At 68.3% G+C, this 26,172-nt stretch carries 26 protein-coding genes; 12 read left to right on the top strand and 14 right to left on the bottom strand.

Going from position 1 to position 26,172, the window contains the following annotated elements:
• Positions 1-72 precede the first annotated feature (72 nt).
• Positions 73-999 carry an alpha/beta fold hydrolase gene (locus tag MST3598_RS10880; protein ID WP_029258473.1) on the bottom strand — a complete coding sequence of 309 codons (927 nt, stop codon included), beginning with the start codon at positions 997-999 and terminating at the stop codon, positions 73-75.
• A 170-nt stretch (positions 1,000-1,169) separates the two neighbouring features.
• Between MST3598_RS10880 and MST3598_RS10875 the strand changes: the two genes are divergently transcribed.
• Genes MST3598_RS10875 through MST3598_RS10865 form a run of 3 tightly spaced genes read left to right on the top strand, consistent with a single transcriptional unit; the run spans position 1,170 to position 2,901 of the window.
• Positions 1,170-1,646 (top strand): carboxymuconolactone decarboxylase family protein, encoded by a 477-nt coding sequence (locus MST3598_RS10875; protein ID WP_021198503.1) that lies wholly within the window; start codon positions 1,170-1,172, stop codon positions 1,644-1,646.
• Complete coding sequence (locus MST3598_RS10870) at positions 1,643-2,377, top strand: tyrosine-protein phosphatase (protein WP_029258472.1); 735 nt, start codon at positions 1,643-1,645, stop codon at positions 2,375-2,377. Before MST3598_RS10875 ends, MST3598_RS10870 begins: the two co-directional genes overlap by 4 nt.
• Positions 2,378-2,412: 35 nt before the next feature.
• On the top strand, positions 2,413-2,901 hold the full coding sequence (locus MST3598_RS10865; protein ID WP_231494420.1) for an SIP domain-containing protein: 489 nt from the start codon (positions 2,413-2,415) through the stop codon (positions 2,899-2,901).
• Between the two features lie 76 nt (positions 2,902-2,977).
• Here the strand turns inward: MST3598_RS10865 and MST3598_RS10860 are convergent, their stop codons facing one another.
• The 4 genes from MST3598_RS10860 to MST3598_RS10845 all read right to left on the bottom strand — a co-directional run bounded on the left by MST3598_RS10860 (position 2,978) and on the right by MST3598_RS10845 (position 7,133).
• Positions 2,978-3,421 carry a hypothetical protein gene (locus MST3598_RS10860; RefSeq protein WP_029258470.1) on the bottom strand — a complete coding sequence of 148 codons (444 nt, stop codon included), beginning with the start codon at positions 3,419-3,421 and terminating at the stop codon, positions 2,978-2,980.
• Positions 3,418-4,221: an arginase family protein gene (locus MST3598_RS10855; RefSeq protein WP_029258469.1), complete on the bottom strand. Its 804-nt coding sequence runs from the start codon at positions 4,219-4,221 to the stop codon at positions 3,418-3,420. The genes MST3598_RS10860 and MST3598_RS10855 overlap by 4 nt, the downstream gene beginning before the upstream one ends.
• Positions 4,222-4,285: 64 nt before the next feature.
• Entirely contained in the window at positions 4,286-5,029 is a 744-nt protein-coding gene (locus tag MST3598_RS10850) for a PspA/IM30 family protein (protein ID WP_017831053.1), read from the bottom strand.
• 58 nt (positions 5,030-5,087) lie between these two features.
• The gene (locus MST3598_RS10845) at positions 5,088-7,133 is read right to left on the bottom strand and encodes a TPM domain-containing protein (RefSeq protein ID WP_029258468.1); all 2,046 of its coding nucleotides are present in this window, start codon (positions 7,131-7,133) and stop codon (positions 5,088-5,090) included.
• A gap of 122 nt (positions 7,134-7,255) precedes the next feature.
• On the opposite strand from MST3598_RS10845, the gene MST3598_RS10840 reads away from it, so the two are divergent.
• The 5 genes from MST3598_RS10840 (at position 7,256) to MST3598_RS10820 (ending at position 11,341) form a co-directional block, all read left to right on the top strand.
• The gene (locus MST3598_RS10840; protein ID WP_029258467.1) at positions 7,256-8,095 is read left to right on the top strand and encodes a DUF3097 domain-containing protein; all 840 of its coding nucleotides are present in this window, start codon (positions 7,256-7,258) and stop codon (positions 8,093-8,095) included.
• Between the two features lie 65 nt (positions 8,096-8,160).
• Complete coding sequence (gene trmB / locus MST3598_RS10835; RefSeq protein ID WP_029258466.1) at positions 8,161-8,886, top strand: tRNA (guanosine(46)-N7)-methyltransferase TrmB; 726 nt, start codon at positions 8,161-8,163, stop codon at positions 8,884-8,886.
• 20 nt (positions 8,887-8,906) lie between these two features.
• Positions 8,907-9,773: a CPBP family intramembrane glutamic endopeptidase gene (locus MST3598_RS10830; protein ID WP_029258465.1), complete on the top strand. Its 867-nt coding sequence runs from the start codon at positions 8,907-8,909 to the stop codon at positions 9,771-9,773.
• Between the two features lie 53 nt (positions 9,774-9,826).
• Positions 9,827-10,219, top strand: a complete 393-nt coding sequence (locus MST3598_RS10825) for a DUF1304 domain-containing protein (RefSeq protein ID WP_029258464.1) — start codon at positions 9,827-9,829, stop codon at positions 10,217-10,219.
• A gap of 45 nt (positions 10,220-10,264) precedes the next feature.
• Positions 10,265-11,341 carry a DNA polymerase IV gene (locus tag MST3598_RS10820; RefSeq protein ID WP_029258463.1) on the top strand — a complete coding sequence of 359 codons (1,077 nt, stop codon included), beginning with the start codon at positions 10,265-10,267 and terminating at the stop codon, positions 11,339-11,341.
• Positions 11,342-11,378: 37 nt separating this feature from the next.
• On the opposite strand, the gene MST3598_RS10815 is transcribed toward MST3598_RS10820, so the two are convergent.
• The 4 genes from MST3598_RS10815 to MST3598_RS10800 form a co-directional block, all read right to left on the bottom strand.
• Positions 11,379-11,780 (bottom strand): RidA family protein, encoded by a 402-nt coding sequence (locus tag MST3598_RS10815; protein WP_029258462.1) that lies wholly within the window; start codon positions 11,778-11,780, stop codon positions 11,379-11,381.
• Between the two features lie 56 nt (positions 11,781-11,836).
• Positions 11,837-12,814 carry a zinc-binding dehydrogenase gene (locus tag MST3598_RS10810; protein ID WP_029258461.1) on the bottom strand — a complete coding sequence of 326 codons (978 nt, stop codon included), beginning with the start codon at positions 12,812-12,814 and terminating at the stop codon, positions 11,837-11,839.
• A gap of 27 nt (positions 12,815-12,841) precedes the next feature.
• Positions 12,842-13,306, bottom strand: coding sequence for a MarR family winged helix-turn-helix transcriptional regulator (locus MST3598_RS10805; protein ID WP_172889147.1), 465 nt, complete (start codon positions 13,304-13,306; stop codon positions 12,842-12,844).
• A gap of 92 nt (positions 13,307-13,398) precedes the next feature.
• Complete coding sequence (locus MST3598_RS10800) at positions 13,399-13,785, bottom strand: SHOCT domain-containing protein (protein ID WP_021198034.1); 387 nt, start codon at positions 13,783-13,785, stop codon at positions 13,399-13,401.
• A 186-nt stretch (positions 13,786-13,971) separates the two neighbouring features.
• On the opposite strand from MST3598_RS10800, the gene MST3598_RS10795 reads away from it, so the two are divergent.
• From MST3598_RS10795 to MST3598_RS10785, 3 genes are all read left to right on the top strand, one after another.
• Complete coding sequence (locus tag MST3598_RS10795) at positions 13,972-15,648, top strand: SulP family inorganic anion transporter (protein ID WP_029258459.1); 1,677 nt, start codon at positions 13,972-13,974, stop codon at positions 15,646-15,648.
• Positions 15,649-15,765: 117 nt separating this feature from the next.
• Positions 15,766-16,746, top strand: a complete 981-nt coding sequence (locus MST3598_RS10790) for an FUSC family protein (RefSeq protein WP_051670933.1) — start codon at positions 15,766-15,768, stop codon at positions 16,744-16,746.
• A gap of 101 nt (positions 16,747-16,847) precedes the next feature.
• Entirely contained in the window at positions 16,848-19,448 is a 2,601-nt protein-coding gene (locus MST3598_RS10785; RefSeq protein WP_136023752.1) for a LuxR C-terminal-related transcriptional regulator, read from the top strand.
• Between the two features lie 58 nt (positions 19,449-19,506).
• Here MST3598_RS10785 and MST3598_RS10780 read toward each other — a convergent pair whose 3' ends face one another.
• The 5 genes from MST3598_RS10780 to MST3598_RS10760 all read right to left on the bottom strand — a co-directional run bounded on the left by MST3598_RS10780 (position 19,507) and on the right by MST3598_RS10760 (position 24,793).
• The gene (locus MST3598_RS10780; RefSeq protein ID WP_029258456.1) at positions 19,507-20,223 is read right to left on the bottom strand and encodes a GAP family protein; all 717 of its coding nucleotides are present in this window, start codon (positions 20,221-20,223) and stop codon (positions 19,507-19,509) included.
• A gap of 45 nt (positions 20,224-20,268) precedes the next feature.
• On the bottom strand, positions 20,269-20,940 hold the full coding sequence (locus MST3598_RS10775; protein ID WP_029258455.1) for a GAP family protein: 672 nt from the start codon (positions 20,938-20,940) through the stop codon (positions 20,269-20,271).
• Positions 20,940-22,592 (bottom strand): SulP family inorganic anion transporter, encoded by a 1,653-nt coding sequence (locus tag MST3598_RS10770; RefSeq protein WP_231479867.1) that lies wholly within the window; start codon positions 22,590-22,592, stop codon positions 20,940-20,942. Before MST3598_RS10770 ends, MST3598_RS10775 begins: the two co-directional genes overlap by 1 nt.
• Before the next feature lie 196 nt (positions 22,593-22,788).
• Complete coding sequence (locus MST3598_RS10765; protein WP_231479868.1) at positions 22,789-23,937, bottom strand: AI-2E family transporter; 1,149 nt, start codon at positions 23,935-23,937, stop codon at positions 22,789-22,791.
• 22 nt (positions 23,938-23,959) lie between these two features.
• Positions 23,960-24,793 (bottom strand): mechanosensitive ion channel family protein, encoded by an 834-nt coding sequence (locus tag MST3598_RS10760; RefSeq protein WP_029258452.1) that lies wholly within the window; start codon positions 24,791-24,793, stop codon positions 23,960-23,962.
• Between the two features lie 180 nt (positions 24,794-24,973).
• On the opposite strand from MST3598_RS10760, the gene MST3598_RS10755 reads away from it, so the two are divergent.
• The gene (locus MST3598_RS10755) at positions 24,974-26,041 is read left to right on the top strand and encodes a DUF998 domain-containing protein (protein ID WP_081859735.1); all 1,068 of its coding nucleotides are present in this window, start codon (positions 24,974-24,976) and stop codon (positions 26,039-26,041) included.
• Positions 26,042-26,172: the final 131 nt, after the last annotated feature.

Below are 26,172 nucleotides of genomic sequence, written 5' to 3'. Positions count from 1 at the left end.
GCAGCTGCTGTGTGCCGTGGAATCGAGCCTAGAGATGTGAGGCGGGGTGCGGGTCGTGTATGGAACGGAGAGTCATATTCCGGCGGCGGGTGCTGCCGAGCCGATGAGACCGGCGAGAGCGGTCGGTGCCGTCTCCTGCACGTTATGGGTCGCATCGAGGACGACCAACTGCGCCGCAGGCACGCGTCGCTGGAGCTCGGCGGCATCGGCTTCGCTGACGAATCCTCGTGCGGCCCGCACCAGGGTGATCGGCGCGCTGACTGCGGCCAGGTCATCCCAGCCCGTCTCGTGAAGCACCGACGGGGCGGTTGCCGATCCGGGGTCGTGAGCGGCGAGAGCCTGGGCGGCGAGGTGTGCGAAGTGGTGCTTCCACTCCACGCGTCCGTCCTCGCGTACGCGCGTGTTCAGGAAGACACCGCGTTCGGTCTCGGGGCGGGATCCGCCGAAGCCGAGCGCGATCGCCTTGTCGACGAGTTCGTCCCGCGTGGCGAAGTCGGTCGGGCCCGCGTAGAACTCGCGCAGCGCCGCGGGTCCGGCTGTCACGTCGATCCCTGGCGTGATGTCGACGATGATGAGCTCGGCTACCAGATCGGGTCGTGCGGCCGCGAGCGCGGCACCGGTGAGTCCTCCGAGCGACTGGCCGACCACGACCTGGGGCTGCGTGGCCCAGGCGTCGAGCGCGGCGGCCACGTCGCGGGCGAGCGTTCGCGGCGTGTAGTCGATGTCGTCACGCCAGGAGGAGTCGCCGTGCCCGGCGAGATCGATCGCGAGCAGCGGCTGCTGCAGCGCAAGCGATGTGGTGTCCCAGGTGTGCGCGTTCAGGCCCGCTCCGTGCAGCAGTGTCACGCGCGGCTCGTCGGTTCCGAAACGAAGGGCGCTCAGGGTGCGTCCGTCCGGCAGCGGAAGGGTGAGACGCTCCACCGCCGGGAACGGCACGCCGAGTGCTTCGGCTTGTGCGGGAAGATAGCTGAACTCGCTGATGTCGATCGCCACCTCCACATTCTGCGCCCTCGCGCAGACGCGCAGGAAATGCAGGACCATTACGACAAGCATTTGCGGCGTTCGGTTGCTCATTATGTCTCTATGTTTCGCTATCCTGTTGTCAATATGCATTTCCTGCAGACGCGTCAGTCGGAGCGTGGGCAATGCTCGCCGAATATCATGGAGTCATGAGCGAGACGCGTGTGCACCTGTCCAAGACCGAGCCGACGGCGTACCAGGCGCTTGACGCGTTCTCGAAGACCGTGGGGCAGATCTGCGCGGCCAACGGCATCGACGACCGCCTCAAGGAGCTCGTCATGATCCACTGCTCGCAGCTCAACGGCTGCGCGTACTGCGCGCGGATCCATGTCGACCGAGCGGTGGCGGCGGGGGTCGACACCGACACTCTCACGCAGATCCCCACGTGGCGCGAGAGCGGTGTGTTCAGCGAGCGGGAACGCGCCGCCCTCGAGCTCGCCGAAGCGTTCACGTTCATCGCCGAGGACGGGATCTCCGACGAGGTCTACGACCAGGTGGGAAGTGTGTTCACCGAGAAGGAGTACGCGGCGCTCAGCTGGGCCTGCGTGTCGATCAACGCCTTCAACCGCATCGTGATCGCGGGACGCTACCCCGTTCCTGCTCGCGATCCGAAGGGTCAGGCATGACGATCCTCGAGGTCGAGGGTGTCTCGAACATCCGGGATGTCGGGGGTATGCCGGCGAACGGTGGTCGTATCCGTTCCGGGGTGCTGCTGCGATCGGGACAGCTCTCGGCTGCGACCGCATCCGGCGCCGCCGCGCTGCGGGCACAGGTTCGGCACATCGTCGATCTGCGCGACGGCGAAGAGGTCGCTGCGGAACCCACGGAGATCGAGGGGCCGGACACCACGCACCTTCCCTTGTTCCTGGGTTCGGTGCGATCCTTCTTCGAGGCCGACACGAGTCTCGAAGACCTGTATCTGCATCTGCTCGAGGAGAGCGGCGAACGACTCGTCGACGCCATCCGCATCATCGCCGCGGGAGAGTGCACGCTGGTGCACTGCACCGTCGGCAAAGATCGGACCGGCGTCACCGTCGCCCTCGCTCTCGCCGCCGTCGGAGCCGATCGCGAGGCCGTGATCGCCGACTATGCGCTCACCGAGTCGCAGCTTCCTGCTCAGCGCACGCGGTGGATCGCCGAGTACCTGCGGACCCAGCACCCGGAGGCCGTGCACGCGGTGGCGCTCGCGACCCAGTCCCCGGCGCCCGTGATGCGTCGTCTGCTGCAGCAGGTCGACGAACGGTGGGGGTCTGCTGCCGCATACCTGCGCGCGCAGGGGATGACCGAGGCCGAACTGGCCGCCTTGGTGGCGGCGCTCGTCGAACCGGCTTCCTCCACCGAAAGCTCCCGGCGATGACCGAGCTGATGCAAGGTTAGGCAAGCCTTCACTTGGTGTACGATGAAGACACCATGGACACCTCGCTCGAGACTCGCGGCACGCGCGCCGAACGTCGCGCGGCACGTCAGCGTCCCCATCACCTGGTGACGGCAGACGAGCACTCGCTCACTGAGCTCGAGGTGTTCCTGACCACGCTGCCGTTGTGCGCGTCGGGTCGTATCTTCATCGAGGTGCCCGAGGTCGCCGACATCGGCGTGATCGATGCTCCTGGTCGAATGACGGTCACGTGGCTCGCTCGTGAGCAGCGGTCCGGTGCTCCCGGAAGCGGTCGGGCGTGCGCACCCGGTCAGGCTCTGGCAAGAGCGACCTGCGCGTGGGCCGACGAGATGATGTGCGACGACGAGATCGAGACCCACGTCACTCTGCTCGGCAGCTACCTCGGCACGGCCGACATCATCGACCACCTGACGAGTGCGCTGGAGATCTCCCCGTCGCTCATCCACGCTCCCGAGCGCTTCGGCCTGCTGCCCGCCGACCGCTGATCCGCACGCGCAGGCGGCTCACGGCATGTTGACGTGCCGTCCAGTGGCCCACGCCCATGCGAAGGCCGTCAGCCCGTCACCGCGTGCGGCGCACGTAGTTGCCGTCTTCGAGTCCCGCCTCGATCTCGAAGCGATTGCGTAGGGGGTTCCTCCCCGCAATGACGTACAGCACCGGCATCAGGAAGCCGTAGCGGAGCCACTGCTCCTTATGCACGGCTTCGTGGCGGAGAACCGCCTCGCTGGGGCGGGTGCCACCCGTCAGGAAGCAGCCGCCGACGCACACCCCGCCGCGATTGAAGGTCCATGAGGGCATGCCCTGGAAGATCCACAAGCCTTCGCGCCGCTCGACGGGGCCGGTGCTCCACAGCGAGCCCCAGATCCACCCGATGGCCGTGCCCCAGGCGTAGCCGAGGCGGCTGATCGGAGAGCGCAGCAGGAAAGAGGGAATCCGTCGGTCGAGGCGTCTTCCGCGAGCGAGAGCCTGTTCTGCGGCCGGCCGCCAGTCCGTGGCGGCGGTCACGCCACCGCTCCGACCAGCCGCAGCAGCGCACCGAGGTCGTCGACCGCGTCGGCCGGAGACCGGGGAGCGAACCCGGCGATCGTCGCGCCCGCCAGCGGCACTTCGCTGCGCAGCGCGCGGATGGCGGTGCTCAGCGCCGCGGGTGAGAGCCCGAACGGCACCGAGGACGACACACCGGAGAAGTCCGAGGGATCGAGCACGTCGACATCGATGTGCACCCACACGCGTGACGCCCCGGTCGCGCGGACGGCATCGAGCAGCGCCGCGGGGTCTTCGAGGTCGTCGACAGAGAGGTTGGTCAGCGGGGTGATCTGTTCGACCTCCGCGTCATCGAGGTTGCGCATGCCGACGGTCACCACACGGCTCACCGGGATCGCGGGGGACAGCACGAGCTGCTCCTCGCCTTCGCCGAGCAGCGCCCGCAGTGCCATGCCGGAGAAGGCACCCGACGGCGAGCTCTCCGGGGTGTGCATGTCGGCGTGCGCATCGCACCACACCACCGCGAGACCCTCGGTGCCACCGGGAAGGGCGTCGAGGGCGGCGACGGTGACGCTGCAGTCCCCGCCGATCACCACGGTGTCGGCGTCGACGTGCCCGTGCACCATCTCACGGGTGCGTAGCAGGGCGCTCAGGCGGCGGACCCCGGTTCCCAACGACTCACCGGCCTCGACCGGCACATCGAGCACGGTCGTCGCCGTCCTCGGCAGATCACCCGCGATCGCTGCGGCACCGTCGGTGAGGAGCATCGCGCGCGGTGCGGGCGAGCCCTGCCACTGCGGGATGACGAGGAATCGCACCATGGGTGCCTCCGAAGAAGAGAGGGCGGATGCCCGGGCGCGCTGCCCGGGGCATCCGCCGGTGGTGTCAGTTGCCTTCGATGGCCTGGCGGGGAGCGCTGCCGCCAGCCTTGAGCTCGGCGAGACGTGCCTCGACCTCGGTCAGTTCGCCGAGGTCTTCCAGGCTCTCGAACTGGGCATCGAGGCTCGACGCTGCGAGCTCGATCTTGCCCTGCGCGATGGCCTCCTGGCGGCGGACCTTGTCCTCGAACCGCCCCAGCTCGCTGGTGGGGTCGAGCACGTTGATCGAGCCGACAGCGTCCTGCACCTTGGTCTGCGCCTCGGCGACCTTGGCGCGCGCGAGGAGTTCGCTGCGCTTGTTCTTGAGCTCGACCAGCTTGTCCTTCATGCCGTTCAAGCCGCTCTTGAGCTTGTCGACGATCTCGGTCTGCGCCGCGATCTGGGGCTCAGCACCGGTGGCCTCGCGCTCGGCGCTGATCTGGCGCTGCAGGGCGATCTTGGCGAGGTTGTCGAACTTGTCCGCGTCGGCGGTGTTGCCGCTCGCGCGCATCTCATCGGCCTTGCGGCTGGCGGCGAGGGCCTTGTTGCCCCATTCGGTCGACGCCTGGACGTCTTCCTCGTGGTCGCGCTCGAGCAGGCGCAGGTTGCCGATCGTCTCCGCGATCGCGGACTCGGCGTCGGCGATGCTGTTCGTGTAGTCGCGAACGAGCTGGTCGATCATCTTCTGCGGGTCCTCCGCAGAGTCCAGCAGGGAGTTGATGTTCGCGCGGACGAGGGTCGAGATACGTCCGAAGATGGACTGCTTGGTCATGCGTGGTTCCTTTCAGAGGGCGTCTTCGAGAGCTTGTCGTAAGTGTCTGTGTAGGGGATCAGAAGCGTCTACCTCCCGAGCGGCCGCTGCGGCCGCTGCTGCGGGATCCGCCGCCTCCGCCGAACCCGGAGCTGCGGAAGCCTCCGCCTCCGGAAGAGCGCCAGCCGCTGCTGCCGCCGCGGCGCGAGGATCCGCCACCGCCACCGGCGAGCAGTCCGCCGATGATGCCGCCGAGGATGTCCCCGCCGATCCCCGAGCCGCCGGACGACGACCCGGATCCGCCGAACGGGCCTCCGAAGCCGCCCTGGTCGTAACCGGGAGGGGTGTACGCCTGCACATCGGATTGCGCAGCCGAGGTCGCCTGGCCTGCCAGGGCGAGCGCACGATTGGCCTCCGCCAGTGCGGCGTCGGGGTCGGTCGCCCGCAGGTTGAGCGCCTGCGTCAGGCTCGCCTCCGCGTTCGCGAGGCGGGTGCGGGCGGTGGAGCCCACGGTTCCTCGGCGCGTCTCGATGAAGTCACGAGCCGCGCGGATCTCGGAGTTCGCCTGAGTGAGGGTCTGATCGAGCATCTGCTGCACACGACGCGCGCGTTCGACGCCCTCCCTGCCCTGAGCGATCGCGGCATCGATCTGCTCGTTGGCGGCGGTGAGCGCCTCGAGAACGCGCTGCGGATTACGCGTGGAGCCGGCGAGGTCGGTCTGTGCCACTTGGAGCTGCTGTGCGGTCGCGGAGGCCGCGCCGGCGATCGCTCCCGAAGGATCGGGCAGCTGCTGCGCCGCCGCGAGGTCTCCCTGCAGCTCGGTGACGAGCGCCTGGGACTGCGCCTCGATCGTCGAGAGCTCGGTGCCCAGCGTCGTCACAGCCTGGGCGAGCTGTGCCGCCTGCGCCACCGACTGCTCTGCGGTGCGGATCGCGAACGCCGCCTCGCCCGAACGGCCGGCCGCGATCGCCTGCGCCGCCGCCTCGATCGATCGATCCGCGAGGTCGGCTCGCTCGCGGGCCTGTGCGGGGTTGTCCGCGACCATCGCGAGCGCCGCCGGAGCGTAGGTGGACGTGAGTGCGGAGAGGGCTGGAGCGGCCGCGGCGAGGACCGGGTCGAGCGCCGCGCGCTCACGACGGACCCGCTCGAGCTCCTGCGGGGCGTTCTGCTCCAGTTTGCGGAGCTCGTCGAATGCGGCGGTGTTGTCATCCAGGATGTCGTCGATCTCGTCCGCGATCTGGATGATGCGAATATGCCACGCCCTGCGGTCGTGGATCGTGTCCTCGATCTCGTCGTCGAGCTTCTGCTTCAGGTCGAAGGCCTCGGAGATCTTTGCCTTCGCCGCATCGACGACGCGCGTGAACTCCTCGGTCGCGCCCTCGCCGAACTGGGCGACGGCGAAGCCGAGTTCCTCCCGGCTCGAGGTGATCGCATCGTCCGCCTGCACGAGCGCGAGTCCGGCCTGTGCCTCGACCTGCTGGTCGGTCAGAGCGGAGAATGGATCGGCGGGATCGGGGGTCTCGGGCATGGCGCCGCGCTCACGGATCTCGGCGCGGCGGCGCGCGCGGCGCACGAGAGCGACGACGAGCCACACCAGCAGCGCGACCACGACGATCGCGACGACGATCAGGCCGATCCGGAGCGCGCCGGCGCCCCCGTCTCCCTGGATCTCATCGGCGGCGAGGGTGATCGCTCCGACCCAGTCGCCGTCGGACGCGAAGGGAACCATCTTGTCCTCGATGCTGTCGAGCTGTCCGAAGCTCACGGGCCCGTCGGGGGCGGCGGAGATGTAGTAGCTCCGGCCGTCGACGGCGATCGCGAGAAGATACTGCTCGGTGCCGAGATTGTTGTCCTGTGCGACCGTATCCGCCCACTGCACGTTGTCGCTGGGATTGGTGAAGTCGTCGACGAGGACGACGAAGAGGTCGGCGTTCGAGTTGTCGGTGAGCTCCTGGAGCCGGGCTTCGACGGTGGCCTCTTCGTCGGCGCTCAGCACACCCGCCTGATCGGTGACGTACCCGGCATCGAGGGTGAGCGGATCGGTGGCCGATGCCGCGGAGGCGGTGAACGCTCCGGCGACCGCGGCGAGCGTGAGTGCGGCCAGCGCGAGCCACCGTTTCGTCATCGTGTTCCCTCCGACCGGCAGCCGAGCCCCATGCCACGAGTCTATGCACTGGATCCGACACGCGACAGCACTCGATGGTGCTTCTCCGTTCGCCCTCAGCGCAGACACATACGCTGGGAGGCATGGACGACATGTACGGTTCGGATGTGCTGGCCACCGGCTGGCGCGACCGCGGCGCGAAGCAGGTGCCGCAGGTCGCGGCGGAGACGGATCTCGTGGTGGAGGTCGCCGACGACGGTTTCTGCGGTGCCGTGACCCGCGTGCAGGGTGGGAACGTCGAGCTGGAGGACCGGGTCGGACGTCGACGCCTGTTCCCCCTCGGCGGAGGATTCCTGATCGACGGCGCACCGGTCCGTCTGGTCGTCCCCGCGGCGAAGTCCCAGGGCCCGCGTCGGACGGCGTCCGGGTCCTTCGTGGTCGCCGATCAGCGCGCCCGCGTCGCGCTGCCCAGCCGCATCCTCGTCGAGGGCAAGCACGATGCCGAGCTCGTCGAGAAGGTGTGGGGTGCAGATCTGCGGGTCGAAGGCGTGGTCGTCGAGTTCCTGCAGGGGGTGGATCTGCTCGACGATCTGCTGGCAGCCGAACCACCCAGCGCGACGCGACGCTACGGAGTTCTCGTCGACCATCTCGTCCCGGGCTCCAAGGAGTCGCGGATCGCGGATGCGGTCGCCCGGGGCCCGCACGGTCGCCATCTCCGCATCGTCGGTCACCCCTTCGTCGACGTCTGGCAGTGCGTCACGCCGCGAGCCCTCGGCATCGCGAAGTGGCCGGAGATCCCGCGCGGCATCGAGTGGAAGGTCGGTATCTGCCGTGCCTTCGGGTGGCCGCACGAGACGCAGGCCGACACCGCGCGCGCCTGGCAGCACATCCTCTCGAAGGTGACGACCTATCGGGATCTGGAACCCGCCCTGCTGGGCCGTGTGGAGGAACTCATCGACTTCGTGACGGCGCCGACGCACTGAGCGCGGCTCTCGCGGGAGGTATCCGAGGCGCCGGACGCCGCGACGCCGACGGCTACCCTGGATTCATGCCCGAACCCCGTACCTTCCGAGACGAACCGGTGTCGTTCGTGCGCCGCAGCGGTCGGATGTCCGACGCCCAGGAGCGCGCGTTCTCCGAGCTCGGCCCGCACTACCTGCTCGACGTGCCGCGAGACGTCGCCTGGACGTCCGTGCACCCCGAGGCCCGTCTCGACCCCGCGACCGAGTACGGACGCTCGGCCGATCTCTACGTGGAGATCGGCTCCGGGCAGGGGCATGCGATCGTGGCCGCGGCGTCGTCGCGCCCGGACGACGACTTCCTCGCCGTCGAGGTGTTCCGCGCTGGACTCGCGCGGACGATGCTCGACGCCGATCGCGAGGGTGCCCGCAACCTGCGCGTGGTCGAGGCGAACGCGCCGGAGGTGCTCTCCTTATTCCTCCCCGAGGCTGCGGCACGGGAGGTGTGGATCTTCTTCCCCGACCCGTGGCACAAGAAGAAGCACACCAAACGACGTCTGGTTCGCCCCGGTTTCGGCGACACCGCGGCGAGAGCATTGCGTGACGGCGGACTGCTGCGACTCGCGACGGACTGGGAGGACTACGCGCTGCAGATGCGCGAGGTGCTCGATGCCGAGCCGCTGTTCGAGCGTGCATTCGACGGGGAGTGGGCTGACCGCTTCGACGGTCGGGTGATGACCGCATTCGAGCGCAAGGGCATCGCGAAGGGGCGTGACATCCGGGACCTCGTGTATCGGCGCAGGACGCGCGCGTGACGGACGTGCGGCGTGACACGATGCAGCGGCTGGGCTTCGTGCCGGCGCTGCTCGTGTGTGCGGCGGCTCCGGCATTCTTCGTGCTGGAGATCTCCTGGATCGGGTGGGTGCTGCTCGCGGTAGGGATCTGTGCGGCATGGCTGATCGAGCGCGGTCGGAAGGCCGAGGATCAGGTCGTGAGCATGGGTGCTCGACGAGAGACGGCGACGGTGATCGGTGTGCACAGGCCGCCTTCGCTCACACGAGACCTCTCCCTGATCGCGATCGGTCTTCTGATCGTCAGCATCATCCCGTTGGCCGCGGAACTCGACAATCTCGCGATGCTGCGCTTCACTCTCGCGCTCGGCGGAGCGGTCGCGGTGCCCTACGTCGTCTCGCGGTTCGTCTACCGCGACCGCGCGATCAGCTTCCCGTGGCGAACGCGTAGACGCTGGGGTCGGCTGCAATGGGGCTGGCTGGTGGCCGTGCTGGTGCTCGGCTGGCTCATCCTGCCCTTCTACTTCATCACCAGCGGGGTCTACCAGAACTGGCCGGTGGTCGACACCCCCGACCTCATCGCGAGGCTCTTCGTCGGCGTCGGCGCCGTCGGCATCTGGGACGAGCTGTTCTTCATCTGCACGGTGTTCGCGCTGCTGCGACGCCACTTCCCGGACCTGGTCGCGAACCTGCTCCAAGCGATCGTCTTCGTCTCGTTCCTCTGGGAGCTCGGCTACCGGGAGTGGGGACCGCTGCTGACCATCCCGTTCGCCCTGCTGCAGGGGTACATCTTCCTCCGCACGCATTCGCTCGCCTATGTCGTCACGGTGCATCTGCTGTTCGACGCCGTGGTGTTCGCCGTGCTGGTGCACGCACACAATCCGGGACTGCTGCCGATCTTCCTCGTGTAGCCCCGCTCACCGGTCGGCTTGCTCCCGACCCCTCGGAACGGGAGAATCAGCCCATGCTCATCGTCGGTCTCGTCCTCGCCGCAGCCGCCGCTGCGTTCCACGTCTTCATCTTCGCGCTCGAGTCGCTCAGGTGGACCGATCCCGAGACGCGGAAGATCTTCGGCGTCGCCAGCGAGGCCGATGCGGTCACCATGAAGCAGTTGGCCTTCAACCAGGGGTTCTACAACCTCTTCCTCGCGCTGACGACCCTGCTCGGCATCGGTCTCGTGATCGTGGGAGCCGAGACGGTGGGGCTCACACTCGTCTTCGCCGGTACCGCGATGATGCTCGCAGCCGCGCTGGTGCTCGGGCTGTCCGACCGCACCAAGGTGCGCGCGGCCACGATGCAGGGAGCCCTGCCACTGCTCGCGGTGGTCGCCACGGCGATCGGCGTCGCGATCAGCTGATGCTCGAGGGGTGACATCCGCGCCGTCAGCGACCACACTCGTTGCATGGCCGACTGGGTGCTGCACGTGGACATGGATCAGTTCATCGCCGCGGTCGAGGTGTTGCGGAGGCCTGAGCTCGCCGGCCTCCCGGTGATCGTCGGTGGTCGGGGAGACCCCACCGAGCGCGCCGTCGTGTCGACCGCCTCGTATGAGGCGCGCGCCTTCGGCATCGGTTCGGGCATGCCTCTGAAGATCGCCGCGCGCAAGGCACCCGATGACGCGGTCTTCCTCCCCGTCGACCACGAGGCCTATGCTCTGGCCTCCGGTGAGGTGATGGCCGCGCTCCGGGCGCTGCCGGATGTGGTGCTCGAGATCGTGGGGTGGGACGAGTGCTTTCTCGGCGTGACCACGGACGATCCGGAGACGATGGCGAGGTCCGCGCAGGCCGCGGTGCTCGATGCGACCGAGCTGCACTGCTCGGTGGGGATCGGCGACAACAAGGTGCGGGCGAAGATCGCGACCGGATTCGGCAAGCCCCGCGGCATATTCCGCCTCACAGCGGACAACTGGTTCGAGATCATGGGAGACAGGCCGACGCGCGAGCTGTGGGGTGTCGGGCCGAAGGTGCAGAGGAGACTGGCCGCTCACGGCATCCTGACCGTGCGCGAGCTGGCCGATGCGGACGAGCAGGCTCTGGTGGCGGAGTTCGGACCGCGGATGGGCGTCTGGTATCACGGCTTGGGATCCGGAATCGGTCCGCGTACCGTCGACGACACGCCGTGGGTCGCTCGCAGCCACAGTCGCGAGATGACCTACCAGCAGAACCTGACGACACCGGATCAGGTCGAGACGGCGATCAGAGAACTCGCCGCCCAGGCCTTCCAGGACTGCGCCGTCGAAGGGCGAGCCGTCGTGCGTGTGCACCTCAAGGTGCGGTACGCCCCGTTCGAGACCAGGACGATCGGTCGCAGGCTTCCGGGGCCGACCACGGATCGCGAGGAATTCGTCGCGGCCGCGGCAGCACTCGGCGCGACGCTCGATCCCGAGCGTGAGGTTCGCCTGCTGGGCGTGCGCGCGGAGATGACCATGCCGGACGGCGCCGACGATGCGGAGCGCACTCCGGTGCGTGGCAGGATCTGACCTCCGTCCCGCACGCCCCCACAAGCGCGGGGTTCGATCAGTCCCGGACGACGGCGGCGACGGCGCTCACCTCGATCAGCGCACCGGGCACCCCGAGCCCTGCCACCAGCGCAGCCGTGACGAGGGGCGGGGCGCCTTCCCTGGCGAGCCTCGAGGCGACCGCTCCATAGGCTGCGCGCAGATCCGCTTCCTGATGGATCAGCACGGTCCAGCTGATCACGTCGTCGAGTCCGGCACCGACCGACTCGAGAGCGATCCTGGCGTTCTCCACCGCGCGCAGCGACTGCTCGCCGGCATCGGAGGAGACGACGGCCCCCGTGGTGTCGACGCCGTTCTGGCCGCCGATGTAGATCGTCGTCGCTCCAGGAGGAACGACCGCCACGTGGCTGAATGCCGGACTCGCGACGAGCCCTTCAGGCTGAGTGAGTGTGATGTTCATGCGCACACTCTGCCTTGGGGTACCGACATCGGAGAGCTCCTCGGAGGCGCACGCGCTCAGAAGCGGAGGAGCACCTTGCCGACGCGCCCTGCGGTGTCGCTCGCCTGCACGGCCGCGCTGATGTCGGCAGCGTCGAAGATGCCGGCGACGGGAAGGGTGAGGCTGCCGTCGGCGAGACGCTGGAAGAGCTCGCCGAACAGAGCGGTGCGCGTATCGGCATCCAGACGGGGGATCACCTTGCTGCCCCAGAAGCCCTTCACCGTGGCCTGCTTGAAGATCACATCGGAGGACGCGATCTCCATGATGGGCGAGTCCATCGCGCCGAAGGCGACCAGGGTTGCTCCCTCGGCGAGCAACGAGAGCACCTGGCCCGCAGAAGCGCCGCCGACCGAGTCGACACCGGCGACGACGGGGGCACCGCCGGTGAGGGCTTCCACCTGTGCCTTCCAATCGGCCTGATCGGTGGCGACGATCCGGTCGATGCCCTGCTCGTGGAGTTCCGTGATGCCCGCCGTCCGACGCACGAGGCCGACCACGTTCACACCACGTGCGGAGGCGAGCTGCGCGAGCATGCGCCCGACGGCGCCGTTCGCGGCGTTCTGGACGATCCAGTCGCCCTCCTTCACCGCGAGGAAATCGAGCAGGGTGATCGCGCTGAACGGCATCGACACGAGCTGGGCGGCCGTCTCGTCGGGAAGCCCGTCCGGGATGGGGATGAGCCCCGCGGCGTTCGTCACGATGTACTCCGCCCATGCGCCGAAGGTCCCGCCAGTGGCGACGCGCTGGCCGACGGCGAGGTTCTCGACACCGGCGCCGAGCGCATCCACCACGCCCAACGCCTCTGTGCCCGACGCCGCAGGGAGTTCGGGAGTGAAGCCGTAAGTGCCGCGTACCGTCCAGAGATCGTGATTGTGGATGGGGGAGAGGACCACTCGCAGGCGGACCTGTCCCTCGCCGGGCTCCGGAACGGGCCGGTCCTCGACGCGGAGGACTTCCTCCGGAGCTCCGAAGGTGGGGTGGATGAGTGCGCGCATGGCGGCTCCGTTCTGTCGGGGGTGAGGTCAGCGGGCGTCGCCCGGGCGGGCGCTGCCGAGGTCGATGGTCGCCTGCTGGAGGCGATCGGTGATGTCGTGCAACTCGGCGATGAGTGCTCTGCGGTGTGCGTCGTCGTGGAGTCCCGCGATCGCGGTGATCCTGGAATGGATCGGCGCGACCTCGGAGCGAAGGTCGCGCCCCTTTTCAGTGAGCGTCACGGTCACGACGCGCTCATCCTCGCGACTGCGCGATCTCGCCACGAGGCCTGCCTGCTCGAGTCGCCGGACGAGCGGGGAGAGCGTGCCGGAATCCAGGCGCATCACCTCGCCGAGTGAGCCGATCGTCTGCTCGCCGTCGAGCCAGAGCGCGGCGAGCACCAGGTATTGCGGGTACGTCAGTCCCCACGGCGCGAGCAGTGCCCGATATGCCTGCGTGGTGGCGCGAGCCGCGGAGTAGAGGGAGAAGCACACCATCTCATCGGTCACCGGCATGGATAAATCATTGCATGCGATTCGATTGTGCACAACTTGAATGACGGAGAACAGGGCGTGCCCGCAGTGCGCGGACACGCCCTGTGTCGGTCCTAACGGAGGACCTTGGCCTTGATCGTGTTGTACTCCTCGGCCGTGATGGTCCCGGAGTCCAGCAATGCCTTCGCCTTCGCGATCTCCTCACTCGGGCTCGTGCCGGCGACCTGCTGGATATAGGCATCTGCCGCGCTGCGGGCGCTCGCGGCCTCCGCATTGCTCCGCTCTGCCATGCCCGATCCCCGTGCGATCAGGTACACGAGCACCGTGAGGAACGGAACGAAGATCAGGAAGATGATCCACACCGCCTTCCACCAGCCGTTGAGCTTCCGGTCACGGAACAGGTCGGCGACGATGGCGAACAGGGCGAACAGGTAGGAGATGAAGACGAACGCCAGCAGGAACCACCAGATGATGTCCCAGAACGATCCCCAAAAACTCATGACTACTCCTTCAAAAGATGTTCCGCGCGAAGTCGGCGGCTCGTCGGACGTTACCGGTGCGCAGGGCCGGCGGCAGCGTCCGCGGCGGGAGTTCACCAGGGTGAGCCGCGCGTGGGACTCTCTTCCCCGTGTTCCTCGCGGCATCCGCCGCAGTACGCTTCTGACGACCCGACGACGGAGAGGCCGATGACCGTGACGAGACGACCCCCGTGGCTGTTCAGCACCGTCGTGGGCTACCGACGCTCCTGGATCCTTCGCGACGTGATCGCGGGGCTCTCGGCCGGTGCCGTCGTGATTCCGCAGGCGATGGCCTATGCGACGATCGCGAACCTGCCCGTGCAGGTGGGCCTCTACACCTGCATCCTGCCGATGCTCGTGTACGCGTTCCTCGGGGGGAGCAGGGCGATGAGCGTCTCGACGACGTCGACCATCGCCACGCTGACGGCGACGACCCTGGTCACGGCGGGCGTGGCGGCCGGGGCCGAGGACGCGATGGGTTCGTTGATGATGCTGACCCTGCTGGTCGGCGCGATCCTGCTGATCGCCCGGCTCTGCCGGCTCGGCTCGCTCGTGGAGAACATCAGTGGCGCCACGGTCCTCGGCCTGAAGATCGGTGTCGGTGCGACGGTCGCGGTCGGACAGCTGCCGAAGCTGCTGGGCGAGAGCGACGACTTCTCCGGTCATGGATTCCTCGCATCGCTCGGCGCGGTGGCGCAGGCCTTCGGAAGTGCGAACGGGCCCACGATCGCCCTCTCCGCAGGCTCCATCGCGGTGATCCTCGTGCTCAAGCGCTTCGCTCCGAAGGTTCCGGGCACGCTGGTCGTCGTGGTCGGAGGGATCCTCCTGGTCGGGCTGGCCGGAATCGATCGGCTCGGCGTCGACCTGATCGCTCCGGTGCCCAGCGGCCTGCCCGTTCCAGGAATCCCGGACTTCGGACAGACGGTGGTGCTGTTTCCGGGCGCGCTCGCGATCGCCGTGATGGCCTTCCTCGAGTCCGCAGCCGTCGCCCGAAGCCTCCGCGTCGCCACCGAGCCTCAGATCGACAGCGACCAGGAGCTGTTCGCGACAGGCGCGGCGAACACGGTCGGGGCATTCTTCGGAACGATGCCGGCGGCCGGAGGGTTCTCGCAGAGCGCGGTCAATCAGAGCGCGGGGGCGCGCTCGCAGGTGGCGACCCTCGTCACGGTGGTCCTCGCCGTCCTCGTCGCCCTCTTCCTCGGCCCGGTGCTCAGTCTGCTGCCGGAGGCGACGTTGGCCGCGATGGTATTCGTCGCCGTGGCGGGGCTCATCAACATCCCGGAACTCGTGCGCTGGGCACGCATCAGTCGCGTCGACTTCTGGATCGCGTCGTCCGTCGCCGTGCTCGGTCTCACCGCGGGGCTGCTCCCCGCCGTGGCCGTCGGCGTCGTCGTGACGCTGATCCTGGTGCTGCGCGAGGTCAACATCCCGAAGGCGACGATCGTGGGTGGTGACGGAGGGGTGCTGGGCATCCGCCTGGACCGCGGTCTCTACACTGCGAACGCCCTGGCGAACGAGCGGATGCTCCTCGAGACCGTGGCGGCCCAGGGGGCTCCGGTCCGCGCGCTCGTGCTCGGGCTGACGCAGCAGGAAGTGATGACGATCACCGTGCTCGACGCGCTCGAAGACCTCGACCGCGAGCTCTCGCAGCTCGGGGTCGTGCTGCACCTGGCTGCGGTGCCGGCATCAGCCAAGGTCGTGGCGGAGCGCACACCGTGGTTCGCAGGCCTCGAATCGGCGGGGCGCGTCCACGGGACGTTGCGAGACGGCATCACCGCAGCCGAATCGGCGATCGATGCGGGGATGCCCAGCCTTCACCAGGGTGAAGTGGACGACGCGCCCTGACGCACCGACGACCTCCTCCCTAGGCTGGCTCCACAAGTGGGAGCGGCGGGCAGCCCCACGAGAGGGGGCGGTCGTGTCGAGCGACGAGCGGGCGGTTGCGGGGCCGAGGTGGACAGGATGGACGACCGCGCAGGGCTGAGTTGGCGGTGGTCTCGGTTCGGCCTCGGCATGCTCTTCGCCGTGCCCGCCATCGTGGTCGCCCCGTTCGATCTGTCGCTGGCGGTCGCCTTCGGGATCGGGGTCGTGCCCGCGGCGGCTTTCGGCATGCCGCCGCGACGGCGCAGTCGAGCGATCATCCCGGTCGTCGGGGCGCTCAGCGCCATGGCGCTGCTGCTCGGGTCCGTGCTGGCGGCTTCGCCCGTCATCGCCGTCGTCGGGGTGTTCGTGCTCGCGGTCCTGGCGAGCGTCAACGCGACGCGCGGACGCGGGGGTCAGCTCCTGCTGGTCCTGGCGCTGCCGATGACCGGTATCGGGCTGAGCTTCACCTGGTCGCCGGTCACCCTCGGTTTCGCGGCGTGCATCGTGGCCGGTTCGATCTATGCGTGGATTCTCACCCTGTTCTGGCCGGAGCGCGACGAAGAGCCCCATCCGCCACCGCCGGTGCCGCGCGGTCGCGCCATGCTGGTCTACGGAATCCTTCTCGGCGCGGGTGCGGCCACTGCCGCGGCGCTGGGCTTCCTGTGGGACCTCGAGCATGTCGGCTGGGCGACCGGTGCGGTGCTCCTGGTGATGAGGCCGGTGCGGGGGCAGCTCATCGCGCGCAGCATCGGGCGTGCGGTGTCCGTTCTGATCGGCGCAATGGCGGCGGCGGTCGTGGCGGTGCTCGACCCGGCGGACGTGGTCGTGGGGATCGTGGTGGGACTGGTCATCGGGTCGGCGTGCGCGATTCAGGAGAGCCGTTGGTACGTCGTGCCCGGATTCACCACGTTCCTCGCTCTCACGCTCATCATGTCGACGTCCCCGGAGCCCCCGGCGGAGCGGTTCGTCGAGCGCGCCGTGGAAACGCTGCTCGGGGTCGGACTCGCTCTCTTCTTCGGAGCCGTGGTGCCCTCGATCGTCTCGCTGCTCGCGAGGGTTCGGCGTCGTTCCTCCGCGTGATTCCACGCTAGACGAAAGTTCCTTGAGCCCGTGTTCTCTGGGGTGGGATACTTCGAGTGGGAGAGGGTCGAGTATCGTCTAACATGTTACGGGGGGTTCCGATGGCATCAGATGGACAGGATCCGCAATCGTCGCGGGCTTTCGTCGTTTCGGCTACCGCGGGGGATATCGCGCGGCCGCGACTGCTGGCGCGACTCACCGCCGCGATGGATGAGCCCTGGACGTTGACCGTGCTCTCCGCGCCCGCCGGTTCCGGCAAGACGCGGCTGCTCGTCCACTGGGCTCACGCATTGGACGCCCATGGTGACACCGCGGTGGTGTGGTGGGCTCTGCAGCGTGGCGACATGGATCTCGAACCGTTGCGGAGCGCACTGGCAGACGTCGATGACGAACGGCTCCGCGAGAGCCTGGCGCGGGTCGCCGGCAGCTGGTCGGTGGAGACCGCACGCGCGCTGGCGCGCTCCCTCCGCGGCGCGGGGCGGCGCATCGTCGTCATCATCGACGACGTCCACCTCGTCGAGGACGATCGGCTCGCCGAGATGCTGACTTCTTTCGTGAACGCCGTTCCCGGCAACGGGCACGTCGTCCTCTCCGGACGGGGAACCCGCAGGATTCCGCTCGCGCGCCGACGCATCGCCGGGATCGCCCTCGAACTCGATGCGAAAGATCTCGCCTTCACGCCGGCGGAGGTGCGGTTGTTCTTCCGTGCGCGGGACGTGAGCCTCTCACAGGGGGAGATCACGTCCGTGCTGCGCAGGACCGAAGGATGGGCGACCGGGCTGCGTCTCCTCGAACTCGCCGCGCTCCACGATTCGTTCGCGACCGTGCTCCCGCTGCGCGGCGATTCTCCCACGGTGACCGACTACTTCGCCGAGGAGGTCTTCGCCGACCTCGACCACGAGCTCAGCGACTTCCTCGTGCTCACCTCGGTACCCGATTCGTTCACTCCCCGACTGGCCTCGCGGCTCATCGGTGGAGCGCCGGCCGCGGGTCTGATCGAGCAACTCATCCGCCTCAACGTTCTCATCAGTCGCAACCGCGACGAGCCGGGGTGGTATCACTATCACCCCCTGCTGCGGGAGTTCCTCTACGCCCGGTTGAAGGAGCGCGGAGATGCGGCGGTCGAGGCCCTCGAGAAGGTGACGGCGGAGTGGTTCGCCGCAGAGCAGGAGCACAGGCTCGCGCTCACTCACGCGACGCGCAGTCACGACGCGCAGTCGATGTCCCTGATCCTGCGACAGTGCGGGATGCAGCTCGTTCTCATGGGGCATGCCTGCGAGGTGATCTCCGCGACAGCGGGGCTTCCGCATTCCGTGCTGGCCGAACCTTCCGTGCAGCTGTTGATCGCATCGGCGCGACTCGCGCGAGGAGACGCTTCCACGGCAGCTGCCCTGCTGGACTCCTCGCCGCCATGGCCGGGGGATGAGGGGTCTGCGGCCGTTCGTCAGTGGCGGAAGGGGCTGGAACTGCATATCGCCGTCCGGCGCGGAAGCCTCACCGAAACTCTCGACCGGCTGGAGCTCGCGCTCGATGAGGTGACCGGGGAGTCGCAACTGGACACCTATGTGTTCGTGCAGGCCGCCATGGCGGAGCTCTATGTCGGAGACCTCGACCGGGCAGGTCGATTCGCGCGGTTGGCGTGTGACCGCGCAATCGCCTCCGGCGCTGCAGCGGCGGAGTTGCAGGCGGCAGCCATCCTGAACACCGCTGAGTTCTTCCGCGGTCGCATGGGCGAGGTGCTCCGTTCGGGTGCGCGCCTCGATCAGCGCTGGGCCGAGCTCGGCACCCCGGATGATTCGTTCTACGAGGTCACCAGAGTGTGGCGCTATTGGGTTCCCTTCGAGCGGATGCTCGTCGGCGACGTCGACGAGACGCTGAAGGTCGCCGCCGGCATCATCGAATCGGGCGCCGAACCCTCGATCGCACGGGGTCTCCGCGGAATGATCACGCTTCTGGGAGTCGACTCCGCGATCGACGCGCATGCCGCGGCCACCGCTCTGCTCGACAACCTGGCGCCGCGCGCCGACATGCCGCTTCCGGTGCACTGGTACGCGATGATGAGCGCATCCGCCGTGCGGGCGTTCGATCGACTCGGGGAGCGCTCGCTCCGTGACCGCTTCATCGTCGAGATCGAGCGGGCGATCGGCTCGACCGGCGACGTCTTCCTGCTCAGGGCGATCGCGGCACTGCACGACCAGGACTTCGCGCGTGCCCGTCAGGCGCTCGCTCCCGTCCTGGAGGGAAGCTCGCAGTGTCTTCTGCCGGCATCGATGGTCGACGCGTGGCTGGTCGCGGCATGCCTCGACGTGCAGTCCGGGCACCCGGACCAGGCGCAGGTGTCTCTCGCCTTCGCGCTCGCGCTGGCGGAGCCGGAGGAGCTGGTCCGGCGTTTCGCCGACGCGGGGCCGGTGGTGGCGCGTCTGCTCGCCGCACGCGCCACCCCGGGTTCCCGTGGACGTTTCGCCGACTGCGTCCGCGAGCGCCTCGCCGCTGCGGGCATGCTGATCGACGAAGAACTCACGCGACGCGAGCGCATCGTGCTCTCCGCGTTGAGCCGCAATGCGACGCTGCGAGAGATCGCCCAGCAGGAGTTCATCTCGCCGAACACCGTGAAGACCCACGTCCGGAACATCTATCGGAAGCTCGGCGTCTCCGACCGCGAGGGAGTGACGGCGGCCGCGCTCGCTCTCGGTATCGACTGAGCGTGCAAGGTATCGACTGAGCGCGTGAGGCCGCGATCGCGTCGAACCGGTGCGTCGGTCAGAGCAAGGCGGAGATCCCCTTCTCGAGCTGAAGGGCACCGATGACCAGGAGCAGCGCGGCGTTCAGGACGTGCGTGTTCCCGGCTATCCACGTCCGCACGCGATCGAGGAGCGGCTGGGCGTCGGCACCGCGGACCACCACGTACAGCACGGGCAGCGCGATGGGGAGCGTCCCGATGACGACGAAGACGACAGCGACCCACAGACCGGTGCTCCGGTCGACGTCCGACAACGAGATGTCGAGCGCGGCGAGGATAGCGCACGAGGCATCGACCGGATTGAGCACGAAGAGCCCGAGTCCGAGAAGCAGAGTCCGCCCGGGCCGAAAGGACTCCACGGAATGCAGCCAGCCCGGGAGCTGGGGTGATGCGGCGACGACTTCGCGCGGTGATGACGCCGCGGCCATCTGTGCGATGTGTGCGCGACCCTTTCGGTACACCCAGACGGCGGACCCGATCAGGAACAAGCCGAGGAGGACGCGCACGATCGGGACCCACAGCGGAGGCTCACCGAGCTCGTGCACCGCGAGCAGGGGGAACAGCCAGAGGCACAGGGTCATGAGCCCGCCCAGACCGAGGAACCACCCGATCAGGTACGTGATGCCGTTCATCCGCGCATCGCGCGAGAGGAGAACGGCGACGAGCGCCATGATCGCGAGGGGGCTCAGGACCACACCGAGAGCGACCGGGACGAGCGCGAGTATCAGTTCTCCCACGTGCGTGTCCCTTCTGCGGGCCGGGTGCCCCGGCCGATCCCGGTTCTAGAAACTGCCGATTCCCTTGCCGATCATCGACACGCCGATCACCAGGAGCAGGACGGCCATGATGACGGCGTTCTCCGCCGCCAGCCACCCGCGCAGGGCGTGCAAGGGCGCACGGAGACGCTCGGCTGCGACGAGGTAGCCGACGACCGGGATCAGCACCGTCGATGAGGCGATGAGCGTGTAGATGACGACGACCACGACGGCGGACCCGACCGGAAGGGCCGCGCCCCCGATGTCGGTGCCCGCGCCGGCGGCCATGATCAGGTTCTTGGGGTTCACGGCGGACAGGAGGAATCCGAGGCCGAACGCCACGGGGAAGGTGACCGTGTCGATGGCCTTCATCCACTTCGGCAGCGCCGCGTCCTCGCCGGGCTTGGGGCGCTTGCGCCATTGTCCGAAGGCGAGGAGGAAGAGCAGCAGCCCCAGGACGAGCTGCACCACACCACGGACCGGCCGAGAGGCATCGGGGTCGTCCGCCGGCAGGATCGACGACAGGAGAGTGAACACGGTGACGGCGACGACGATCCCGATCACCCACCCGAGGAGGAAGCCGACACTGGTGATGCGCGCCTTGGGCGAGAGCAGCATGAGGATCGCCGCGATGATCGGGATCGGGCTGATCGCGACCCCGAGCGCGAGGGGGAGGATCTCTCCGATGACGGTTCCCATCAGTGACCTTTCTCTGGAGTCGACCCCGTCGTCGACGGAGCCAGATTCGTGATCGCTTCGCGGTTGGTGGCGTAGACGTCTTCCGCCTCGAGGAGTCCGAGCTCGGTCAGGCGGTGCAGTGTGTTCGGCCGCACTCGACTGAAGGCGAGGGAGACCGACTGGCCGGCGAGCCAGTGCTTGAGGGCGACGAACGATTCCGCGCCGGTCACGTCCACATCGGTGACGGCTTCCATATCGACGACGAGGTGTTGGACACGGCCGTGGCCAGCAGACGAGATGGCGTCTTTCACGGCGCTCGAGAACACGGCACCGTTGGCGAAGAACAGCGGAGCGGCCAGCCGGATGACGATCACTCCCGGTGCCGTGACGTTTCCGGCCGGAGCGTCCTCGAGCAGCGACTCGCCGGGGTCTCCGCTGGATTCGAGCACGTCGATCGCGGGATTCGACGCGCGTTTGGCGATGTTGATGAGCGCGAGCACGAACGCCACCAGGATGCCCGGGATCGAGCCGATCAGAAGCGTGACGAGGAAGCAGGTCGCGCCGATGAGGAACTCGAACCGGTCCTTGCGCCACAGGTCGATGAAGTCGCGGATGCCGAGCAGCGGGATGATCGCGACTCCGACGATCGCGCCGATGGCCGGCGACGGGATATCGGCCAGGAGTGCCGTGCCGAACAGGAGCAGCAGCAGGGTGCCCGCGGCGAGGATCAACGCGGGGAACTGCGTACGCGAACCCGCTTGATCCATCGCCGCAGTGCGGGAGGTCGACGAGCCGACGGCAAAGCTGCCCTGCGCGCCGGCGACGATGTTCGACGCACCGAATGCGAGGAGATCCCGGTTCGCGTGGAACGGGTAGCCGTGTTTCTCAGAGTATGACCGCGACACCAGCAGGCCCTCGGCCGTCGTGACCAGAGTCAAGGCGATCGCGGAGGGAACCAGCATGAGCCAGAGCGACCAGTCGATCATCGGCCACGTGAGCACGGGCGGTCCTGCCGGAACCTCGCCGAGGACGTCGACGCCCTGCTGATCGAGTCCGGTCACGACGACGACGAGCGTGGTCGCCACCAGGACGATCAGTGCCCAAGGGACGGCGCGGAGAAATCTGCGTCCCAGCAGCAGCACGGCGACCGCGCACACGGAGATCAGGACGGCCCAGCCGTTGACCGTGGTGAACCCTCCGACGAGGTCGACCAGTTTCCCGATGAAGTCCTTGCCGGAGTCGATCTTGACGCCGAGCATCTTCGCCACCTGGCTGAGCATGATGTCGAGCGCCAGCCCGCCGACGAAACCCACGAGGATCGGTTTGGAGAGGAAGTTCGCGAGGAAGCCCAGTTTGAAGATCGCGAGGAGCACGAACATGACGCCGCAGATGATCGCCTGGGCCAGCGCGAGAGTGGCGTAGTCGGCGCTGCCGGCGGCGGCGAGGCCGCCGATCGAGGACGCGACGAGCGCGGCGGCTGCCGCGTCCGGTGACGCGACCAGCTGTCGGGAGGAGACGATCAGCGCATACACGATCGTGGGAACGATCAGGGCGTAGAGGCCGGCGGTGGGCGGAAGGCCGGCGATCTGGGCGTAACCGATGTTCAACGGGATCGCGATGGCGAGCAGGGTGACCCCGGCTGTGAGCTCCGTGACGAAGTTGCGCCTGGTCAATCCCGCGAGTGGACGTTGCACATCGCCTCCATCCGCCGGCGCCCCCGTCGAGCGCTCCCGCGTCCACGATCCCACCGGGAGCGTTCTCGGGACCACGTCTCGACGGCAACCTCACCCCTGGTGATTTACGGGGAGAGTGCGGGCTCAGCGAGGTCGTGCGGGCGCAGCGTGGCGGGAAGAGGCAGGTGCGGAGCCGTCAGCGGCGACGAGGCGCGTGACGTCGGCGACGTCGTCGCGCAGTCTCGACCGGCTCCGGCTCCGGCTCCGGCGCCGCGGGAACCGCGATGCGGTCTCCGGAGAGCCAGCGCAGCCAGGTCGCGTCGGGATCGCCCTCGAAGACGAGCGTCCGTGCCAGCAGGGTGAGCGGGATCGACAGGATCGCCCCGAGGGGACCGATGATGAAGGTCCAGAAGATCACTGAGAAGAAGCTGAGCGTCAGACTGAGATCGACGGCATCGCTGACGAACTTCGGCTGGACGAGCACCTGGAGGACCACGTTGACGATGCAGTAGACCGCGACCACTCCGAGCAGCAGCGGCCAGCCGCCGACGACGAACGCCAGGATCGCCGGAGGGACGAGGCCGAGGACGAAGCCGATGTTCGGGATGAAGTTCGTCACGAACGCCAGGATCGCCCAGACGACCGGAGCCGGAACGCCCATCCACCACAGTGCGAGACCGTCGATGATCGCGACGATCGCGCCGAAGCTCGCGTTGACGATGTAGTAACGGCGGACGCCGGTGTTGAGACGCGAGATCCGCGCGATCACCGCGCCCTTGGTCGCGCCGAAGATCGCGGGCGCCTGGCGGTAGCGAGCGGCATCCACCGCCATGAAGATGATGTAGGCGCACACGAAGAACAGGGCCGTCGCGACGCTGACCACGGTTCCCCCGATGCTCCGTGCGAGCCCGAGCAGCGTGGTGGGGTCGAGGACCGACGCTGCGGCGTCCGAGGCCTCCTCGTCCAGGCCGAGGGACTGCAGCCACGCCACGAGGTCGTCGACGGTCGTGGCCAGACCGCCTTCCGACACCAGGTCGCCGATCAGACGGGCGAACTGCGTACCTGCGAGCCAGAGCAGTGCTCCCATGATCAGGAGAATCAGATACGCGACTGCGATGACCGCGGTCGTGCTCGCCCACTGCGGCCAACCGCGTCGATCGAGAGGGCGACGGAGGGGCTCGCAGATGACCACGATCACGATCGCCAGCGCGATGGGCCCGAAGAGGTCACGGGCGAAGTAGACGCCGGCCAGAGCCACCGCGCTGGCCGCGAGCATGAGCAGCACCCGCAGACTGGGGGAGAGCATCCGGTCGGGGGCGCGCTCCGGCGCAGGCGAGGTGGTCACGCGGACAGCGTAGTCGACGAGCTCAGAACGGCTCCGGTGCGACCAGCGGTGCCGGGCCTTGCCGGGGGGTGACGACCGCTCTCACCCCGGCGGATTCCAGCGCCTCGGCCACACCGCGGACCGTCGCCGACACCACGGCCGATCCGTGCAGCGGGTGGTGCCAGATCCGAAGGATGAGCATCCATCGTGTCGGAGAGACCGAGGCGAACGACACGCCGGGATGCTCGCGGGCATGAACGCCCTCGACCTCGCCGGCGGCACGGGAGATGATCGCGATGACATCATCCACGGCGATCCCCTCTTCTCTCGCGACCCGGATGTCCACCGCGCTGCGACGCGCGCCGTGACGGGAGTCGTTCACCAGAACCCCGGTGAGGAGCGTGGCGTTCGGCACATGCACCGTCCTGCCGTCGACCGTCGCCAGGAGCACCGCGCGTCCGTTGAGCTCCTGGACGACGCCGCGGATCGGCCCGTCGGGGCCGTCGATCTCGATCTCCTCCCCGATCTTCACGGACTGGCGGGATTGGATGAGCACCCCGGCCGCGAAATTGTCGGCGACGCCGCGGAGCACGAGGATCAGGACGACCACGGCGATGGCCGTCATGGCCAGGAGCGGCTGCACGTTCGCCCCGAGGAAGGCCAGCCCGACGCCGATGCCCACCAGGAGCAGGGCGTATTGGGTGAAGCGTGCCGCCAACTGCGCGACCGAGTCGGAGATGCCCGGCGTCCGTGTCGTCAGCTTGAGCACGCCTTTCCGGGCGAAGCGGGAGAGCAGCCAACCGATGAGGATGGACAGCACCGCCAGCACGATCTGCCACGGCGAGAGCCCATCGGGGAACAGAGCGTCCAGCGTCACGTTCGCCGACCACTCGATCGGGGGCTCCAGCGCATCATCCGACCAGGATGCGGCGCGCGCGCTCGCCGCGGAGGATCCCTCTCATCCGGAGGGGGTGAGCGCGGAGCACGGCTGGTCGGTATCGCCCGTTGAGGATGAACGATGTTCGTCCGCGCTTCCGCAGCACCGGAGACTGAGGGCATGTCGACGACGCCCCCATCGCCGGATCTCCTCACAGCAGCCCGCTCGCACGGCGCGACCCGTGAACGAGCGCGGGAGGCCATCGGTCTCCAGATCTCGATCTTCGCCTTCGTCGTCGCAGCGCTCGTGGCCCTCGTGGTGTTCCGCCTGCGGTCGGCGCCCATCTCCGGCCCCGATTCGCTCGGGCAGTTCGCGGCACTGGCATCCGCGGTCACGGCGGTCGTCGTCTTCGTGCTGGGTCGCGTCATCGCCGCCGATCCCGAGAGGCACAGGCGGCTCGGGGTGCTCGACATCATCGACATCGCGGCCTTCGCCTTCGCGCACGCCATCATCGCCCTGCTCGGGTGGACGCTCGCCGCGACGATCATCGAAGCGGGTCTGATCGGAGCCGTCGTTTACCCCGTGCCCGTCCTGATGCTCGCCGGCGCCGCGAGCGGGCTCACCGCGTACGTGACCTACTACTCCGCGACCCATCTGGACCTGCAGCTGCTGGCGACGGTCCTCGCGGTGTTCCTGGTCCTCGGGATCCTGGCGAGCATGCTGACGGCGAGCGACCCGCAATGGTGGCAGGAGAACCTCAGCGCGCTCGGCATGACCGACGACCTCTCGGCGCGGGCGTTCAACCTCACTCTGATCGTCGCCGGGATCCTCGTGACCACGCTCGCCCGCTACGCGACGAGGGGCATCCCCACCCCGCACCCGCGCGGAGTGACCTCGGTGCGGACCTGCCTCATCATCGTCGGGCTCTTCCTCGGCATGGTCGGCGTGTTCCCCGTCGATGAGCACTTCGCGCTTCACACCGCGGTGGCGTCGGGAATGGTCGTCGCGTTCGCCGTGCTCGTCGTCGCGATGCGCTGGTGGGTGCCCGGAGTCTCGCGCACCTTCCTGCTGCTGGGGTACGTCTTCACCCTCCTGATCGTGGTTCTGGCGGTGTTCTTCGCCGTCGGCTACTACACGCTCACTGCCGTGGAACTGGTGGCCGGGACCGTCGTGTTCACCTGGATCATCCTCTTCATCCGCACCGCTGATGCCCTCAAACGAGACGAGGGAGCGAAGACCGGCGACTAAAGATCACCCGGAGGATGCCCTTGAGGGGTATCCGGCACGCCACTAGCTTTGGTGCCATGTCGCACCCCGTACGCTCGACGAGGCCGGGACCCACGGTGCGATTCCGGCCACCGGCTCCCCAGCCCGGCGCG

It is taken from the genome of Microbacterium sp. TPU 3598 (assembly GCF_002356155.1).
In the GTDB taxonomy this organism is placed as follows: Bacteria; Actinomycetota; Actinomycetes; order Actinomycetales; family Microbacteriaceae; genus Microbacterium; species Microbacterium maritypicum_A.
The sequence above is the reverse complement of the archived record's forward strand: the minus strand, read 5'-3'. Positions and strand labels throughout refer to the sequence as shown.

Bases quoted from the DNA above. Each gene is read 5' to 3' on its own strand.
- MST3598_RS10795 (WP_029258459.1), top strand. From the start codon at position 13,972: ATGACCGTGACGAGACGACCCCCGTGGCTGTTCAGCACCGTCGTGGGC.
- MST3598_RS10755 (WP_081859735.1), top strand. From the start codon at position 24,974: ATGTCGACGACGCCCCCATCGCCGGATCTCCTCACAGCAGCCCGCTCG.
- MST3598_RS10830 (WP_029258465.1), top strand. From the start codon at position 8,907: ATGCAGCGGCTGGGCTTCGTGCCGGCGCTGCTCGTGTGTGCGGCGGCT.
- MST3598_RS10805 (WP_172889147.1), bottom strand. From the start codon at position 13,306: ATGCCGGTGACCGATGAGATGGTGTGCTTCTCCCTCTACTCCGCGGCT.
- MST3598_RS10815 (WP_029258462.1), bottom strand. From the start codon at position 11,780: ATGAACATCACACTCACTCAGCCTGAAGGGCTCGTCGCGAGTCCGGCA.
- MST3598_RS10820 (WP_029258463.1), top strand. From the start codon at position 10,265: ATGGCCGACTGGGTGCTGCACGTGGACATGGATCAGTTCATCGCCGCG.
- MST3598_RS10845 (WP_029258468.1), bottom strand. From the start codon at position 7,133: ATGACGAAACGGTGGCTCGCGCTGGCCGCACTCACGCTCGCCGCGGTC.
- MST3598_RS10855 (WP_029258469.1), bottom strand. From the start codon at position 4,221: ATGGTGCGATTCCTCGTCATCCCGCAGTGGCAGGGCTCGCCCGCACCG.
- MST3598_RS10840 (WP_029258467.1), top strand. From the start codon at position 7,256: ATGGACGACATGTACGGTTCGGATGTGCTGGCCACCGGCTGGCGCGAC.
- MST3598_RS10810 (WP_029258461.1), bottom strand. From the start codon at position 12,814: ATGCGCGCACTCATCCACCCCACCTTCGGAGCTCCGGAGGAAGTCCTC.
- MST3598_RS10800 (WP_021198034.1), bottom strand. From the start codon at position 13,785: ATGAGTTTTTGGGGATCGTTCTGGGACATCATCTGGTGGTTCCTGCTG.
- MST3598_RS10850 (WP_017831053.1), bottom strand. From the start codon at position 5,029: ATGACCAAGCAGTCCATCTTCGGACGTATCTCGACCCTCGTCCGCGCG.
- MST3598_RS10870 (WP_029258472.1), top strand. From the start codon at position 1,643: ATGACGATCCTCGAGGTCGAGGGTGTCTCGAACATCCGGGATGTCGGG.
- MST3598_RS10790 (WP_051670933.1), top strand. From the start codon at position 15,766: ATGGACGACCGCGCAGGGCTGAGTTGGCGGTGGTCTCGGTTCGGCCTC.
- trmB (WP_029258466.1), top strand. From the start codon at position 8,161: ATGCCCGAACCCCGTACCTTCCGAGACGAACCGGTGTCGTTCGTGCGC.
- MST3598_RS10875 (WP_021198503.1), top strand. From the start codon at position 1,170: ATGAGCGAGACGCGTGTGCACCTGTCCAAGACCGAGCCGACGGCGTAC.
- MST3598_RS10825 (WP_029258464.1), top strand. From the start codon at position 9,827: ATGCTCATCGTCGGTCTCGTCCTCGCCGCAGCCGCCGCTGCGTTCCAC.
- MST3598_RS10775 (WP_029258455.1), bottom strand. From the start codon at position 20,940: ATGGGAACCGTCATCGGAGAGATCCTCCCCCTCGCGCTCGGGGTCGCG.
- MST3598_RS10785 (WP_136023752.1), top strand. From the start codon at position 16,848: ATGGCATCAGATGGACAGGATCCGCAATCGTCGCGGGCTTTCGTCGTT.